Source organism: Alteromonas sp. 38 (genome assembly GCF_902506055.1).
GTDB classification, from domain to species: domain Bacteria; phylum Pseudomonadota; class Gammaproteobacteria; order Enterobacterales; family Alteromonadaceae; genus Alteromonas; species Alteromonas lipotrueae.
In genome coordinates this window covers 3,370,188-3,385,983 of record NZ_LR733300.1, presented here as the reverse complement: position 1 = coordinate 3,385,983, position 15,796 = coordinate 3,370,188, and the positions used below count along the sequence as shown (strand labels likewise).

13 protein-coding genes and 1 pseudogene are annotated in these 15,796 nt (G+C 43.9%); 7 read left to right on the top strand and 7 right to left on the bottom strand.

Annotated features, from left to right (window positions below; genetic code table 11):
• Positions 1 to 11: 11 nt before the first annotated feature.
• Positions 12 to 968 (bottom strand): YihY/virulence factor BrkB family protein, encoded by a 957-nt coding sequence (locus tag FLAVO9R_RS14720; RefSeq protein WP_159532495.1) that lies wholly within the window; start codon positions 966 to 968, stop codon positions 12 to 14.
• A gap of 126 nt (positions 969 to 1,094) precedes the next feature.
• Complete coding sequence (locus FLAVO9R_RS14715) at positions 1,095 to 3,707, bottom strand: excinuclease ABC subunit UvrA (RefSeq protein ID WP_159532493.1); 2,613 nt, start codon at positions 3,705 to 3,707, stop codon at positions 1,095 to 1,097.
• A 199-nt stretch (positions 3,708 to 3,906) separates the two neighbouring features.
• Between FLAVO9R_RS14715 and FLAVO9R_RS14710 the strand changes: the two genes are divergently transcribed.
• Both FLAVO9R_RS14710 and FLAVO9R_RS14705 read left to right on the top strand, forming a co-directional pair.
• Positions 3,907 to 4,416, top strand: a complete 510-nt coding sequence (locus tag FLAVO9R_RS14710) for a MarR family transcriptional regulator (protein ID WP_159532491.1) — start codon at positions 3,907 to 3,909, stop codon at positions 4,414 to 4,416.
• Positions 4,417 to 4,496: 80 nt separating this feature from the next.
• Positions 4,497 to 4,985 (top strand): annotated as a pseudogene (locus FLAVO9R_RS14705) (FUSC family protein); the annotation flags it as partial.
• A 50-nt stretch (positions 4,986 to 5,035) separates the two neighbouring features.
• On the opposite strand, the gene FLAVO9R_RS14700 reads toward FLAVO9R_RS14705, so the two are convergent.
• The 3 genes from FLAVO9R_RS14700 to FLAVO9R_RS14690 form a co-directional block, all read right to left on the bottom strand.
• Positions 5,036 to 5,236, bottom strand: a complete 201-nt coding sequence (locus FLAVO9R_RS14700; RefSeq protein WP_159532489.1) for a hypothetical protein — start codon at positions 5,234 to 5,236, stop codon at positions 5,036 to 5,038.
• Positions 5,237 to 5,270: 34 nt separating this feature from the next.
• Complete coding sequence (locus tag FLAVO9R_RS14695; protein WP_159532487.1) at positions 5,271 to 5,414, bottom strand: hypothetical protein; 144 nt, start codon at positions 5,412 to 5,414, stop codon at positions 5,271 to 5,273.
• Between the two features lie 312 nt (positions 5,415 to 5,726).
• Positions 5,727 to 8,288 carry a TonB-dependent receptor plug domain-containing protein gene (locus FLAVO9R_RS14690; RefSeq protein ID WP_159532485.1) on the bottom strand — a complete coding sequence of 854 codons (2,562 nt, stop codon included), beginning with the start codon at positions 8,286 to 8,288 and terminating at the stop codon, positions 5,727 to 5,729.
• Positions 8,289 to 8,798: 510 nt separating this feature from the next.
• Here FLAVO9R_RS14690 and FLAVO9R_RS14685 point away from each other — a divergent pair.
• Positions 8,799 to 10,613, top strand: a complete 1,815-nt coding sequence (locus FLAVO9R_RS14685) for a DUF885 domain-containing protein (protein WP_159532483.1) — start codon at positions 8,799 to 8,801, stop codon at positions 10,611 to 10,613.
• Between the two features lie 179 nt (positions 10,614 to 10,792).
• Here FLAVO9R_RS14685 and FLAVO9R_RS14680 read toward each other — a convergent pair whose 3' ends face one another.
• Positions 10,793 to 11,506 (bottom strand): alpha/beta fold hydrolase, encoded by a 714-nt coding sequence (locus FLAVO9R_RS14680; RefSeq protein ID WP_159532481.1) that lies wholly within the window; start codon positions 11,504 to 11,506, stop codon positions 10,793 to 10,795.
• A gap of 423 nt (positions 11,507 to 11,929) precedes the next feature.
• Here FLAVO9R_RS14680 and FLAVO9R_RS14675 point away from each other — a divergent pair, with 423 nt between their 5' ends.
• The 3 genes from FLAVO9R_RS14675 (at position 11,930) to FLAVO9R_RS14665 (ending at position 14,292) form a co-directional block, all read left to right on the top strand.
• On the top strand, positions 11,930 to 12,664 hold the full coding sequence (locus FLAVO9R_RS14675) for a MauE/DoxX family redox-associated membrane protein (RefSeq protein WP_159532479.1): 735 nt from the start codon (positions 11,930 to 11,932) through the stop codon (positions 12,662 to 12,664).
• Between the two features lie 309 nt (positions 12,665 to 12,973).
• Positions 12,974 to 13,525 carry a type 1 glutamine amidotransferase domain-containing protein gene (locus FLAVO9R_RS14670; protein WP_159532477.1) on the top strand — a complete coding sequence of 184 codons (552 nt, stop codon included), beginning with the start codon at positions 12,974 to 12,976 and terminating at the stop codon, positions 13,523 to 13,525.
• A 74-nt stretch (positions 13,526 to 13,599) separates the two neighbouring features.
• Positions 13,600 to 14,292, top strand: a complete 693-nt coding sequence (locus tag FLAVO9R_RS14665; protein ID WP_159532475.1) for an SDR family oxidoreductase — start codon at positions 13,600 to 13,602, stop codon at positions 14,290 to 14,292.
• Between the two features lie 131 nt (positions 14,293 to 14,423).
• Here the strand turns inward: FLAVO9R_RS14665 and FLAVO9R_RS14660 are convergent, their stop codons facing one another.
• Entirely contained in the window at positions 14,424 to 15,338 is a 915-nt protein-coding gene (locus FLAVO9R_RS14660; protein ID WP_232370661.1) for a LysR family transcriptional regulator, read from the bottom strand.
• Between the two features lie 107 nt (positions 15,339 to 15,445).
• Here FLAVO9R_RS14660 and FLAVO9R_RS14655 point away from each other — a divergent pair, with 107 nt between their 5' ends.
• Positions 15,446 to 15,721: a DUF1330 domain-containing protein gene (locus FLAVO9R_RS14655; RefSeq protein ID WP_159532473.1), complete on the top strand. Its 276-nt coding sequence runs from the start codon at positions 15,446 to 15,448 to the stop codon at positions 15,719 to 15,721.
• Positions 15,722 to 15,796 lie beyond the last annotated feature (75 nt).

The following is a 15,796-nucleotide window of genomic DNA, read 5'->3' as shown; positions in this document are numbered from 1 at the left end:
AGCCGGTTACATCAATTCTCTTTCAAATCTTCCGGCGTATTATCTGCCACCACGGCATTTCGTTCACCCATAGGCTTGTCTTCACCCACGGTACTGTCTGCGGTAGTTTGAAGCTCAATTGATGAGTTTACTTCCGCGCCAATAAGTATGATGTAGGCGCTTAAGTACAGCCACATGAGTAGAATGATAATACCGCCCACTGATCCATAGGTTTTGTTGTAGCTGGCGAATTCATTTAAATAAATAGAAAACCCGTAAGACGCGGCAATCCATAATAAGGTGGCGAATAACGACCCTGGTGTAACCCACCGCCATTGCGCTGAACGCCTATGAGGAGCGTAACGGTATAGTGCAGATAGCCCAATATTAAAGAGCAGCAGCAATACAGGCCAGGTTATCCATGACGCTTGCTTGAAGCTTATTAAGCCGCTAGAAAACCAACTTATCATTTCCGGAAGAACAGTAATGCAAACTAGCGCAACAATGACCGTGGCTATCACGCTAATGGTGCCGGTTATGCGGGCGATTAAGCCTTTAAAAAAGCCTCTGCCATTGTCTTCGATGTAGGTAATATTACACGCGGTAATAAGTGCATTTGCACCTTTACTGCTGCTCCACAGTGATAAAAAAAGCGTTAGGAAAAAGCCCCAACCCAGTGCTGAATTCGATTTTTGAGTGAGGTTTTTAAGCTGTTCTTCAATGATATAGCTGCTGTCGCTAGGTACTACGTTGACCAGTAAGGCCATATGATTGTGTAACTCTTCGGGTGACACTATTAAGCCATATAAGGAAATGGTTGCACCAAGAAGAGGGAATATAGCCAGTAAGCAGAAGAACGCAACGCCTGCGGCGATAAGGGGAATGTTATGGCTTTGGATGTTGGTAAATGTACGTTTAACAATACTCCACCAATTTTTTAGCGTTAACCCCAAAGCAGACTCTGCTTGAGTAGATTGCGTTGTGCTCATGTAATTCCGTTCACTTTACTCGTCTATAAGGTTTATACAGCGCAGAGAACAAGTAAGATTATAAAAAATACCTGCTAGCTCAATGGTACTTATATTTGCCGCACGCGTGTATCGTATCCAACAATGCTAGTTAGGCCTGATAAAGGGCGCTGTTTTACTTTCTGAACAATTACCAACATCTTCTGGAGTGCCTTTGGCCACTATGTTTCCCCCAGCATCACCAGCACCTGGGCCAATATCTATAATATAATCACTAGATGACGCAACTTGCATATTGTGCTCTACCATTACCACGCTGCTGCCTTCATCCACCAATGTATTTAGGTGTTTCATTAACAATGAAATATCTGCAGGGTGAAGCCCAGTTGTGGGCTCGTCTAGTACGTAAAGGGTGTGTTTTTTGTCGGCTCTTTTCAGCTCGGTAGCCAGTTTTATTCGTTGTGCTTCTCCCCCTGAAAGTTCGGTGGCGGGTTGGCCTAATCGTAAGTAGCCCAAGCCCACTTTCACAAGCGCATCGAGCGCACGAAAAACAGGGGCTTCATTAGCGAATATGTTGTGTGCCTCGGCCACACTTAGCGACAGTACATCGGCTATCGATAATGAATTCCAGGTAACGTCTAATGTGTCTTGGTTGTAGCGTTTTGTATCGCAAACCGGGCAGGGGGAGTACACCGATGGCATAAAGAGTAATTCTACCGATACGAAGCCTACTCCCTCGCAGTTGGCGCACCTTCCTTTGGTGGTATTAAACGAAAATCGACCTGCATCGTAGCGTCGTTTTTTCGCTAATGGTGTGGCGGCGAATAGTTTGCGCACATGGTCGAATAGCCCTGTGTAAGTCGCTAAATTTGAACGGGGCGTTCTGCCAATGGGGGATTGGTTTACTACGACTAATCGCTTTATTTGTTCTGCATCACTTACTTTGTTGTCTGCGCTGCCATCTTGAATGCCACCTTCACTACCATGATTATTATTGCCACTATCGATATAGCCGCTAGCAGGCTGCTCTTCGTTGCTTTCCAGCAAGGTGGCTTCGGTAATAACTGCTGCAGGGTTATTGCTAGCGGCGCTTTTGCCGGCAGAGTTATTAATAGCAGCGTTTTTGTCGGGCGTATTGCTAGTGCCAAGTGACGCTTTCACCAACTCCACCAGTGCATGGCTGACTAAGCTTGATTTACCCGAGCCTGATACGCCGGTTACTGTGGTAATAGTGCCAAGGGGAAACGCGCAGTCGATATTATCAAGGTTGTTTTTGCTAATGGCTTTTAATGATAGCCAGCCTTTCGGGGCACGGTTGTGATGCTTAAGGGCTAAAGCGTTATTGAAAAGATATTGCGAAGTTATTGAATTCGATGCTTTTTCCAATGCATCGACAGGTCCACTATATACCAACTCACCGCCGTTTAAGCCTGCATAGGGGCCGATATCAACAACCCAGTCAGCGTGTTTAATGACACGGGGATTATGCTCAACCAAAAATACGCTATTACCTGCTTCTACTAGCGCATCAAATGCGTCTAGCAATGCGGTTACATCGTTCGGGTGCAGGCCAGACGATGGCTCATCCATAATATATACCACGCCAAACAATTTTGATTTTATTTGGGTGGCTAGCCGTAACCGCTGTAATTCACCGGCTGAAATCGTCGTAGTGCTTCGCTCTAGTGACAGGTACCCCAATCCAAGAGCAATGATGGGTTTGATACGAGCCACGATGTCTTTAGCAATGTTATGAATAACCAGTGCCCGTTCGTTGTTTTGGGCTTTGGCTGTATCAAGTAGCGTATTCAAATGTTCTACCACGTCGCTCAACGAACGTTGAGAGAAGGCGGATATGTCTAGGCCGCAAAGCGTTACTGATAGTGAAGCCTGTTTAAGCTTTTTTCCATAGCATTGTGGGCACGTTGAAACGGCAAGATATTGCGCTACTTTTTGCTTTATCTTTTCTTTTTGAGAGGTTTTGAAGGTTTCAAGTACATAGCGTTTAGCGCCAATAAACTTACCGTTATAGCTGGCGGGTTCGCCTTCTTCCTTCGCGGCTTGGGTCTGAGCCAAGTTATAGTTTCTGTATACCGGTACTTGGGGTGTATCGTCGGTGAATAAAATCCAATCTCGCGTAGATTCGGGTAATTCCTGCCAAGGAATATCGACATCAATATCTAACGACAGTAGAACCCGCACTAAATTTTTACCTTGCCAAGCACCAGGCCAGGCAGCAATGGCTCCTTCACGAATGGTAAGGGTAGGGTCGGGCACCAGTTTGTCTTCGGTTACATCAAACACAGTGCCAATGCCATGGCACTTTTCGCAGGCACCCTCAACGGTATTTGGCGAGAATCCATCGGCATAAATGATTTTTTGATTTGTGGGGTAATCACCTGCACGGGAATACAGCATACGCAGGCTATTTGAAATGGTGGTGATACTACCTACCGATGAACGAATTGAAGGCGTTCCGCGGTTCTGATGCAGCCCAACCGCAGGTGGTAAGCCTTCAATACTATCTACATCGGGCGTTTCAATCTGATCAATCAACCTTCTTGCATAAGGAGAAACCGAATCTAAATAACGATGCTGCGCTTCTGCGTATAAGGTGCCAAAGGCGAGTGAGGACTTACCCGAGCCAGAAATGCCCGTAAAGGCCACAATCTTGTTTCGGGGAATATCAACATCCACGCCTTTTAAGTTGTGAACTCGCGCACCACGCACCTGCAGAAAATTATCGTTAGTTGTTGTCATGCTTCCCTTACCATCCTTAATGCTTTTCCAACCTTACAAAATAAGGCGAACCTAGAATGAGTAGACTGAAGGTATTTATAACGATCATTTTGGAGACCATAAAAAGTCACGTGCAGGAAACGTAAATGCGGCTTTTTATTTACTTAACGTGCTAAGTAATGTCGTTGTAGTTAGCATGCTAAGTAACTTTGAGGTGTGTATGTCTGCACTAAAGCCGTTTCACGAAACGCTAGATTTTACGCTTGTTGGAAAGATGGGCCGAGTACACCGGTTATGCAGAGAAGCTGTTACGTTAACTGTTGAGCCCTTGGGGTTAACGCAATCAAGATGGCTCGCGTTAATGCATATCAATTTAATTGGCGAAGGGGTTACCCAATTAGCGCTAGCGCAAAGTTTGGGCATAGAAATGCCGTCGTTAACTCGCACATTAAAGCAGCTTGAAGAGCTGTCGCTGATTAGCCGCCAAGTTGATAACAACGATAAGCGAAGCAAAAAACTATATTTCACTCAAGACGGTCGCGTTGTTTTGAATTCGCTAAATGAAAAAATTGCGGATGTTAAGCAGCAGTTTTATGCAGGGTTAACCCATGAGCAGCTAGACGCAATGGCGTGTGCGCTGTTGCAAATAGAACAAAATGCCTCGGACTGTATTTCTCTACAGGAAACACGCAGAGCAAGTAAATTAGAGGAGGGGACTAATGACACCTGATCAGAAATTTTCGCTTTACGTAAGATTTTCTTTAATTGGTTTCGTGCTGGTTTTTATTTACTACCTTATTGCCGATACCTTTGTGTGCAAGTGTAGCAACTTTATCGTTTGTGGTGTTTCAAGCGCTGGATTTACAAGACTCTATATCGGCACAAGCTTCATCGGTGCTTATTCTATTTTCGCTTTGCTGGAAAGCGGCAAGTCTCGCTGGGTGGCAACGGGCTATTGGTACACTCATTGGTTGTAATTTAGCACTGCTGGCGCAATTGTTTTTGTACAATCACAGTGATTTTTTACTTTTTCCGGTACTCGTATTGTGGATTTTAGCGTTCATTTTTAGCCGCTGTCATATTTTAGGTGGCGGGATGCCGGGCATTGGGTTTGGTGTGCTAACCACGTTTGGTATTTTGTTTGGAAACTCGCTAACACCCAACCAAGATTTAGTTTACAGCGCGCTTTACCGTTTTAGCTCTGTGGCCGTGGCAATTGCCCTTAGTTTGAGTGCCGTTTACGTTATGCATCACATTTTGAACCGCTTTAGTGTTACCCGTCACCATACATATGAATAGCAAAGTAGAATGACCAAGGGCTTGAGCCGAGTGTTTATCGAAAGCGGAAACTAACGGGTAAATAAGCCATACTTTTTTGCTACTTGGGTGCAAATGAACGTGGTCACAAAAACGACCACAATCACCAAGAGCGTTTTAGCATTCTCTAAAGGCCAGATCATTTCTACAATCTTTACGGTGGTTACGGTGATAACAACAATACATGCCATAAAAAGGATATAGCTTATAATCTGTTTAATATTCTTCAGCATATTGGCTCCTAATAAGGGGCCTTAGCCCCTAAAATTACTCATCAGTTGTGGATGTGGTGCGCTCGGACATCTTGTCGCCAACTTTACTACCTGCATATCCTAACCCACCAGAAATAGCACCTATAGCAGCACCAACCCAGCCACCACCACGGACACCGCCTAGAGCTCCTGCTCCCATCGATGCAGCCAATCCTGCTACGCTAAAATCGCCCCAGCAGTGCTCTGCTCATCCGCCTGATACAAGGTCTACCTCATTATTTGTAAGAACTTCCATTATTAATTCCTTCTAAAAGTGTTAACCCAAAAGTGGGAGCACTTACAATACTCATGCTTGTTAACAAAGGTAACTGATCTTGAGAATAGCTCTTGCCGTGTAGGGAGGTTAAATACGAATTTACCGCATATAATTTTGATGGGGAAAAGTAGAGCATAAAAATGCCGGATGTTTTCACATCCGGCATTTTTGTTTAGTTCTACCTTACAAGATTAATTAAAAGCTATAAGTTACTTTTCCGTAAACATAACGGCCTGTGAAACCATACGGTGAGAAACCTGAGTATGGGAAAATCATCGAGAAAGTCGTTACGTCATCAACTAAATCGCGAGTGGCTTCTGGGTAAACATCGAAGATGTTATTCGCACCAACCGATACCGCTAGGTTGTCAGTAAGGGCTACGCGAACATCTAAATCTGTGATCCACTCAGAAGGAATGATTTCGTTGCGTGCTTCAATAGAAGACGGATCTTCAACTTCGCCGTAACGTGTGGTGCGCAAAGTAGCGTTATAACGGTCATAAGACCAAGTTACACCAAGGTTCACTTTGCTATCTGGCGAGCTTGTTTCAAAGCGGCGTAATTCAACATCGTCAAACAGGTTACTTTGATCGAAGCCTGCATTTTGAAGTACATCTGGCGCATCTATAATGTCGGTGACTTCGTTATCGTTGAAGTTAATACCAGCATTGAAGTTAAACGCACCAAAGTCGGCAGTATTCAACGTGTAGGTAGAAACAATATCTACCCCTTCAGTACGTGAATCAATCGCGTTTAAGAAGAAGCGAGCTTGGTTAGCACCTGTGCCTTCAAGTAACGCTTCAATAGCATCGCCCGATAGGTTGTTAGACAGTACAATTCGGTCGTCAATATCAATGCGATAGAAGTCTACGGTTAGGTTGAAATTCGCTGTAGGCGAATAGGTGAAACCTGCGCTGTAGTTATCTGATTCTTCAGCATCAAGACCTGGGCTACCTAACGCTTGAGCTACGTCGCTTGAAGCTGCAAATGTACCGGTTTCAGTGGGTTCGCCGTCAACAAACACAGTAGCAATAGAGGTGAAATGCTGCTGTTGTAAGGAAGGCGCTCTAAAGCCTGTTGAAACCGAGGCACGAAGTGCAAAAGTGTCAGTAACAGTAACGCGATTAGAGAGCTTCCAGTTAAACGTGCTACCGAAATCTGAATAGTCTTCAAAACGACCTGCTACTGCCACATTCCAGTTTTCAAGCACATCGGCTTCTACATCCACATAAAAGCTGTAGTTGTGACGGGTATTTTCACCTGCTGACTCAGGTGTAAAGCCTGGGAATACTTGTGAACCGGCAGCGCCAAAAGGTCCATCAACAGGGTCGGTAACTACGCCGCCCGGGCCAAATGTACCCTGAATATAAGAGTTCTCTTCACCTGCGGTAATTTCATAGCTTTCGTGGCGATACTCTGCACCCATAGCGAAGTTCATTTCACTATAGAAGTAGCCAGTGTCCACAAGTCGCGATGCGTCAGCATTAATAATAGTGGTGTTGTATTCTAGCTCACCTGCGTTAAAACTCGTTTGGCTTGTTGGCCCAAGAGAAGTGTTTAAGCTATTTACTACGCTGTACTCTAGTGCATTGCCACCGTGGGTGAGTGACAAATCGTAGTTCCACACATCGCCGTAACCTTTAATACCGCCTAGTACCGACATATCTTGAATGTCAGTTTGAATAGAAGGTAAGAAACCGTCTGGGTAGATAGAAGTAATGTTACGGCTGTCTGATGCACGGCGATAAAAACCGCCGCCAATGGAATCACGTGAACTAAAGCCAGCCGTACCGTAAAATTCGATACTGTCGTTAATAGCTTTACCCGCGTTTACGAATAGCGCGTAATCTTCTACTTCGCCATTACCGTATACGTGATTGTAGCGGTTAACCGTGAATTCTCTTTCATCTAAATTACCATCGGCATCACGAGCGTAGTTTTCTCGAGTATCGAAGTCTGAACGGTTCGACTCACCACGGTCGCGGTATTCAGCTGAAACATTTATAAATCCGTCATCGCCCCACTCAAAGCCCATATTGCCACGAAGGGTAAGGGTTTGCCCGTCGGTAAGTTCACGATCTGAACCTGTATCAAATGCAAGGTTGCCGTCTGCATCGGCACTAACGCCTTCAAGGTTAGGCACACCGTCCATCGTAGTTACGTTTGCACCGTAAGTGACTGATACTTCACCGCCTTCGCTAGCGTCTTTCAATACAATATTGATAACACCAGCAATGGCGTCTGAACCGTATTGAGCCGCTGCACCATCGCGCAATACTTCAATGCGCTTAATCGCGTTAGCTGGTATAGCATTTAAATCCACAGCAGAAGAGCCGCGGCCCACAGAACCGTTTAGGTTAAGTAGTGCTGAAGTATGGCGGCGTTTGCCATTCACTAATACTAGTGTGTGATCTGGCGCTAAGCCACGAAGCTGAGCGGGGCGAACATGGTCTGTTCCATCGGTAACAGAAGGTTGCGGGAAGTTGAAGCTTGGCAACAACGAATTGAGGATCATGTTGGTTTCGGTTAAACCGGTGGCTTCAATGGAAGATGCATCGATAATATCGATAGGTACCGGAGAGTCATTAACAGTGCGGCCTACGCGGCGCGAACCAACAATTTGGATTTGCTCAACATCTTGCTCGTCGATGTTGGTTTGTTCTTGAGCCATTACCGACGTTGAAAACGGTATAGCCGCTATAGCACCTGCGATCAAGGAAAGCTTGAAAACAGAAGCGTTAAAATTTGCTTGTTGCATTGTGTGTTCCTGAATTTTTATAAGTGTATTTTTAAAGCGAATGAACGTTGCAGTAGCGCAGTGCTTTTGCATGCACGAGTTACACGTATTTTTGGTACGCATACTGCTGTTACTTCTTTTCTGTTGCGGGGTGCAGCTAAAAGCCGTGTTGTCTGATAAGACTTATAATTATTAGATGTGATAAACGAGTTTCGTTTATGGAGCTGAGTTAAGCACAAAATCAATTAGTCATACAATACTAAAGTTGTAAATTTTTAATAGTTTCGATGAGACGTGTATTTCAAGCGGCGGCATGTCGAATTTTCGCGATGAAGCATTTCATTTCAGAAAGCGAAAGAGGACGAAATCTTTCTATAAAGTTTTTTAACTTCTACGTATGGAAGAAATCTCTTAAATTGGCTTTGTCTTTCTTTTAATTGACTTTATTGCTTACCTGCATAATGTAGAACTCGCAAACGCAAATTTCAGCGTCTAAATTGTATAGAACAAATAACAATAACAGGGATACAGATGAAAACTTTCTTTAAATGGTTAGGCATAGGTCTGCTGGTCATTATAGTGGGTGCAGCAGCATGGGGAACACATGAATGGAATGCGGAAAAACCGTTCTCGTTTCGCGTGTTTTTAGACAGGACACTTATTCAACAGGCATTGAAGAGCCCCCAAACGTTAACCTCAATTGGCGTGTTGGATGGTATGGGCATAAAAGGCCACAATGCCCACCTCGATGATGCGAGTTTAGCGTCTTCACAAGCCACGTTTGATGAGCTTATGCAGGTTAAAAGTGTACTCATACAATATGAAGATTTGGATGAAGATCAGCAATTATCCAAAGACATCGCGATGTACTTACTCAACACCTTAAGCGGGTTCGAAAAGTACCAATATCATAGTTACCCCTTTAACCAAATGTCAGGGGCACAGAGCAACTTTCCTAGCTTTATGGATGGGCAGCACCCGATTACCGATGTAGAAAGCGTTGATTTCTACATTAGTCGTTTAAGTGAAAGTAAGCGCTATTTTACTCAAATGCTGGAAGGCATGAAGTTGCGCGAAGAGAAGAATATCCTCCCACCACGCTTTGTTATTCAGCGAGTTATTGACGAAATGCAGGGGTTTATCGATAGGCCAGTAAAAGCAAATATTCTGTATACCTCGGTGCAGCGCCGCATGGAAGCGTCTGATGCAATTGTTGAAGCTGACTATGATGGGCTTTTATATAACGTTGCTACAGAAATAGAAAATACGGTTTATCCTACTTACCAAATGCTTATTGATTACTTTGTTGGCCTTAAGGCAAAAGCGGGAACCGATGATGGCTTATGGCACTTAGAGGGGGGAGATGAAGCTTATAAACTGGCCCTGCGTTTCTTCACTACCACTGATTACTCTGCCGACTACATCCATAATGTGGGTTTATCAGAAGTTGACCGAATACAGGCTGAGATCTTAGCAATTTTAGCGCAAGAAGGGTTTGATGTTAGCCAAGGCTTTACCGCAGCAATAAATACGCTAGCAGAAGACGAGCGCTTTTATTATGAAGATACTGATAATGGTCGAGAGCAAATTCTAGTCGATTACCAAACTATCCTCGATGAAATTGAAGCAGGTTTGGGCGATGCATTTCTGGTAAGCCCAAAAGCGAGTATGGAAGTAAAACGTATTCCAGAGTTTAAGGAAAAAACAGCTCCAGGTGCGTATTATGAAGCGCCCGCGTTTGATGGGTCTCGTCCGGGCGTCTTCTTTGCGAATCTTTATGATATTAAAGCAACACCTACCTACAGCATGCGAACGCTGGCCTATCATGAAGGCATTCCGGGTCACCATTTTCAAATTGCCATTGCAATGGAACTGGAAGGTTTACCTATTTTTAGAACCGTAGCTCCCTTCGTGGCCTACATTGAAGGCTGGGCGCTATATTCAGAACGCTTAGCGTGGGAACTCGGCTTTCAAGACGATCCGTTTGATAATATCGGCCGCTTACAAGCCGAGCTTTTCCGGGCAGTAAGGCTAGTGGTAGATACCGGTATTCATGCGAAACGCTGGACGCGTGAAGAAGCCATAGACTACATGCTAACTAATACAGGCATGGCCGAGTCTGACGTCACCTCTGAAATTGAGCGTTATATCGTGCTGCCAGGGCAAGCAACGTCTTACAAAGTAGGTATGATGAAAATTTTGGAGCTTCGGGAAAAAGCGAAGTTAGCGTTAGGTGATAAATTCGTTCTAGGCGAATTCCACGATGCGGTTCTGAAAAACGGCGCCGTGCCATTAGATGTACTAGAGCAAATTATCGATAAGTATATTGCCGACACGCTTAATTAAAGTGTTGATAATACCAAACTAAGCAATTGGCAGAAGGCTTGCCCGACGATTCCTATTAACGATGGCTATTTAACCCGGCTAGGTAAAGCCAAAGTAGCTTAATAACCACGAGGCGTTACTGCTTAGCGTAACGCCTTTTTTTATAAGTAGATTTTAATAAGTGTCTAAGGGAAAACAGACTAGGTTAATCCGTTTACAAACTCCAGAATGTAACCGTTCACTGTATCGTGTTGTTCTGCAAACACCATATGGGTGCCATTTTCTATAATGTTTAGCTTTGCGTTAGGTAATTGGCCTAACAGGAACTCAGAATATTTCACCGGTGTCATAATATCTTTGTCACCCACAATAAGCTGTACTGGCAATGTAATGCTACCTATATCCTGCATAACGTCAAAGTTGTCACAAGCCGTAAAGTCTTTCAGCATCACAGTGGCGCCATTTTTAACGATTGCCGAATTCACCTCAGTTCTTAACGGCTCTTGCAGTTGTTGGTTTGAAGCCAATAGGTAATCGGGGAATGCTCCGCCTTCTTCTATAAGCGTTGCTAGTGACGTAAGCAGTTGTGGCATTACTTTTAATTTAGCGCCCGCACCTATTAGCACCATTGCTTTAAGTCTACTTGAATCAAAAGTCGTTGATTCGCTTGAAGCCGACAGAGCAGCCTGCATGGCTACGGCACTTCCTAAAGAATGACCCACCAACACCACGTCTGTTAAATCTTCTTGTTCCACGGTGTTAAGCACCCATTGAGCAATGGATTTTACATCAAGTAATGCTTCGCCATCAGGATGCCCAGGAAAGTTTAAAGCAATGCTGTTGTTGAAAAACGATACTTGGTGCGCCCACACGTTATTCGTGCAACCTGAGCCATGTAAAAATACGAATGTCATTTTAAATGCCTTTTCGAGAGTTCTATTCACTCTATAACGAAAGGAATGAATATTCTACGCTCTAGGCGATAAGGCCAGCAATTGATTGCGCGTCATTGCCTTACAGATTTCTCCGAGAGATACATCCGACAGATTACCCCCAGAGAGACATACTCGATAATTCCTACAATAACCTTGAGTACATTTCGGTATAGATATTGTAACGGTATCTATAACTGTACCTAGAACCGAAAGGTTTGAGCCGTTAATTGTGAGGAATTTACAGCTTCATGAACTATTCGCGTAAGGATTTCACATGACGGTTCTCTTCTCGCTATTTAATTTAGAGGCGGGTTTGAGTAAAGACGAGTTTGGAGCTGATTGCGACATTAACTACAACCTTTTCTGTTAGCTATTGGCGCGAGTGAGACAAAGGAGAGCATGATGAGTAAAACTGCAATTTTGTACAGAATGGTGACCGATGATCATATTTGTCCGTTTGGTTTGCGTTCCAAAGACTTGCTAGAGAGAGAAGGGTATGACATAGATGATCGCCCTCTCACTTCTAGGGAAGAAACCGACGCGTTGAAGGCAAAGCACAATGTTAAAACAACCCCACAGACGTTTATAAATGATGAGCGTATAGGAGGGTACGACGATCTTCGTACCTATTTTGGAAAAGGCGAAGCGGGCCAAACGGGTACCACCTATACCCCAGTAATAGCCATATTTTCGGTCGCTGCATTATTAGCGTTAGCATTTCAATATACGGTAGCAGGTGCGTACTTTTCCATTCGAACTCTCATGCTGTTTATCGCGTTTTCAATGACGTTACTGGCAGTACAAAAACTCAAAGACTTATTCAGCTTTACCAATTCATTTATTACCTACGACTTGCTAGCCATGAAGTGGCTACGATACGCCTATATTTACCCGTTCGTAGAGGCTTTTGCTGGTATTGGTATGGTGGCGCAACTGCCCGCATTAGCGGTGGCGCCGTTCTCCCTATTTATAGGTACGGTGGGTGCGGTTTCAGTGGTTAAAGCGGTATATCTCGATAAACGTGAGCTCAAGTGTGCCTGCGTAGGGGGCGACAGCAACGTGCCATTGGGCTTTGTTTCGCTAACTGAAAACCTGTTTATGATAGCCAGCGCTCTGTTGATGTTTTTCTATACGTAACTAGTTTCATCCTCATGTAAAACCTTCATAAATGCTGAAAAAATCGTACGCCAAAGGTTCCGGCTAAAGCGATAAAACTTTTTAATATAAATTAAAAATTAATATAAACAGTCGCTTAAGGTGTTTTGGGTGATGGTTTGGTTATTGCAGTCAAAAGTTACACATATAAGTTTGTTATTCGAATTGCCAGCTTAGAAGGTGTACCACTGATGAGTGTTTATCCGAGTAACCTTCGTTTTTCAGCTTTGCTTCATGCAAACAACTGAATGGGAAGCGGCAATAACGTTGAGTAGAAATAGGAGTTTTATAATGAGTAACCCGGAAAATTTGGAAGGCAAAAAAATCGCTATTTTAGCTACCGATGGTTTTGAGCAGAGCGAACTCGTGCAGCCAAAAGATATGCTTACCGAGCAAGGCGCTATAGTAGAGATACTTTCAATTGATGATCAAAGCAGTATCACTGCATGGAATGAAGGGAATTGGGGTAAACAAATATCGGTAGATGCTCAAGTTTCCTCGGTATCGCCAAGTGATTACGACGCGCTGGTACTGCCTGGCGGCCAAATTAACCCAGACATCTTACGTACTAATAGCGATGCGGTTTCATTTATTAAGCAAGCCCACGCAGAACCTCGCATTAAAGCCCTTGCTGCTATATGTCATGGGCCATGGTTACTGGTTGAATCTGAGCTAGCAAGAAACAGTACAGTTACTTCTTTTCCCAGTATTAAAACAGATTTAATTAATGCTGGTGCTACCTGGAAAAATGAGCTTGTGGTACAAGATGGCAAATTAGTTACTAGTCGGAACCCAGATGACATCCCTGCTTTTGTAGAGAAAATTAGTCAACTGATTGCTTAGGTTTGTAAAGTGAGAATAGAACCTCACAGGTGGAACTTTAGGCGAGAAAGTAATTAGATTTAACAGGAGTATGCATGTTTAGCCAGAAAACAGGTTCAAAGGTGATTGTTATTACCGGTGCGTCAAGCGGGATTGGCAAGGCAACAGCGCAAGCGCTAGTAGATGAAGGTAATAAAGTTGCCTTAATTGCCAGAAGTGCAGACAAGCTCAACGATTTGGTGGCAGAGCTTGGCGAGGCCAATGCCTTTGCGGTTACTGCCGATGTGAGCGATTTCAACGATTTAGAGAACGCGTTTAGCAAAGTAACTCAGCACTATGGCCACGTAGACGGCGTATTTGCGAATGCGGGTACGGGTGCAAAGAGTGCCGGTATTGAGAACGGCGACGTTGCAGAGTGGCAAAGTATGTTAGGCGCAAACGTGAACGGCTTGCTGTATACCGCAAAGCTTGGGCTACCTTTGCTGAAAAAGACTAAAGGCCACTTTATTCTAACAAGCTCGGTGGCAGGGCGTATTGCATTAAAAGGCTCGGCTTACGGGGCTAGTAAATGGTTTGCTTACGGTTTTGGCCAAAATTTAGCGGAAGAAATGAGGGAGTGGGGCGGTAGGTGTACCACAATTTGCCCTGGAATGGTTAACACCCCTTTCTTTGATGAGCCCAAGGAAGATAAACTTCAGCCCGAAGATATTGCAAAGTCGATTGCGTTTGCCCTTTCAGCTAGCGATTCGGCCTGCGTACGAGAAGTGTACGTTATGCCAACATCGTAGACGACTTAACAGGCTTAATTGCTTGTAATATCAAGGTATATATATGGCAGCGGATGTATGTACATCCGCTGCCATATACTTTAAAGGTTTAAAATATCCCCCTATTGGTCGCATATAATTTGGAGATAAGGTTAACCATTAACTTTAGTGAAATAGTGTTTAAAAAGTTGATAAAAACGCGTCACATGAAGCGGTTTTTCGCCTCTATACTGATGAAGGAAATAAAAATGCCACGCTTTTCCTCGAGCGCTTGGTATCACCCTTTTAATCTGCTCTTCGGCCAAAAGAGAGTGAACTAGAAACTCTGGTAGCAAAGCCACTCCCATATCATTTAGTACCATTTCTAAGGCCGTGTTGGGGGTATTGGTTCTTGCATAATGTTGCACGTCAATCAGCACTTCATTGGCATGGCTATTATCAAATAAATGTAACGTACCGTGTTGCCATTCAGTAGCGATAAATCTGTGTTCTGGCAATTTTTCTATGTTGTTTATACTGCCGTGCTGCTTTATGTATCGAGGCGAAGCACAAAATATTTCTGACACTTTACCAATTGACAGCGCACGATAATCACAATCTTTAATATTGCCGCCAAAGATGGCGGCATCCAACTTATTCTCTATCAAATCTTGCCATCTACCCGTAACTAATAATTGTGGAGTAAGTTTCGGGAATTCTATACATAGCTGTTTCAACGCAGGTACAACGATGTCTTTTTCGAAAAAAGGGGGAACCGATACTTTAAATAAGCCACTAGGTTGGCTTTTTGCATTGTCCAGTTCTGCAACGGTGAGATCTATCTGCTCACTAAGGAGCTCACTGCGCGCAAGTAGCGTCTCGCCGACGGCAGTCAGAATTACGCCGCGGGTGTTGCGTATGAGAAGTTGTTGCCCTATTTCACTTTCTAATTTTGTAATTTGTTGGCTAATCGCAGATTTGCTCAATCCTAGCTTTTTAGCCGCTAATGTAAACGATCGCTTGTGCGCAACTTCAACAAAAATAAGTAATAACGGGGCCAATTTTACGGTGTTCATAATATTAAACAAAGTGTTCAAATAGTGCTTATTGTTCAATATGTATTACGGGTTTATCTTGAGTCAACGAAAAGAGATGAATAGCAGTTTTTAAATAGTCAGTAATAAGGAACCAAAAGATGCAAAGTTTAGTTGTCGTTGACCTAACCCCAGTAAATAAAGCTGTCATAGCGGAATATAGCGCTTTAGCAGCCGAAACATTAAAGCCGTTTAACGGAGAGTTTATTGCCAAAGGTCATATAGAGGTATTACATGGTGAGGCTGGGCATCCGATGAAAGCTGTCATTGCGTTTCCTGACAATGAAAGCGCAAAGGCGTGGTACAACAGTGCGGCGTATCAAGCCATTGTCCCCCTTCGCGATTTAGGTATGCATAGCCAATTTCATTTGGTGTAGATAAGGTAGTGACTATTTTTAATAATGGGGACCCGAGCCTTGGCTGCCCTTTATTCTGCCTGCGTATATTAGCGT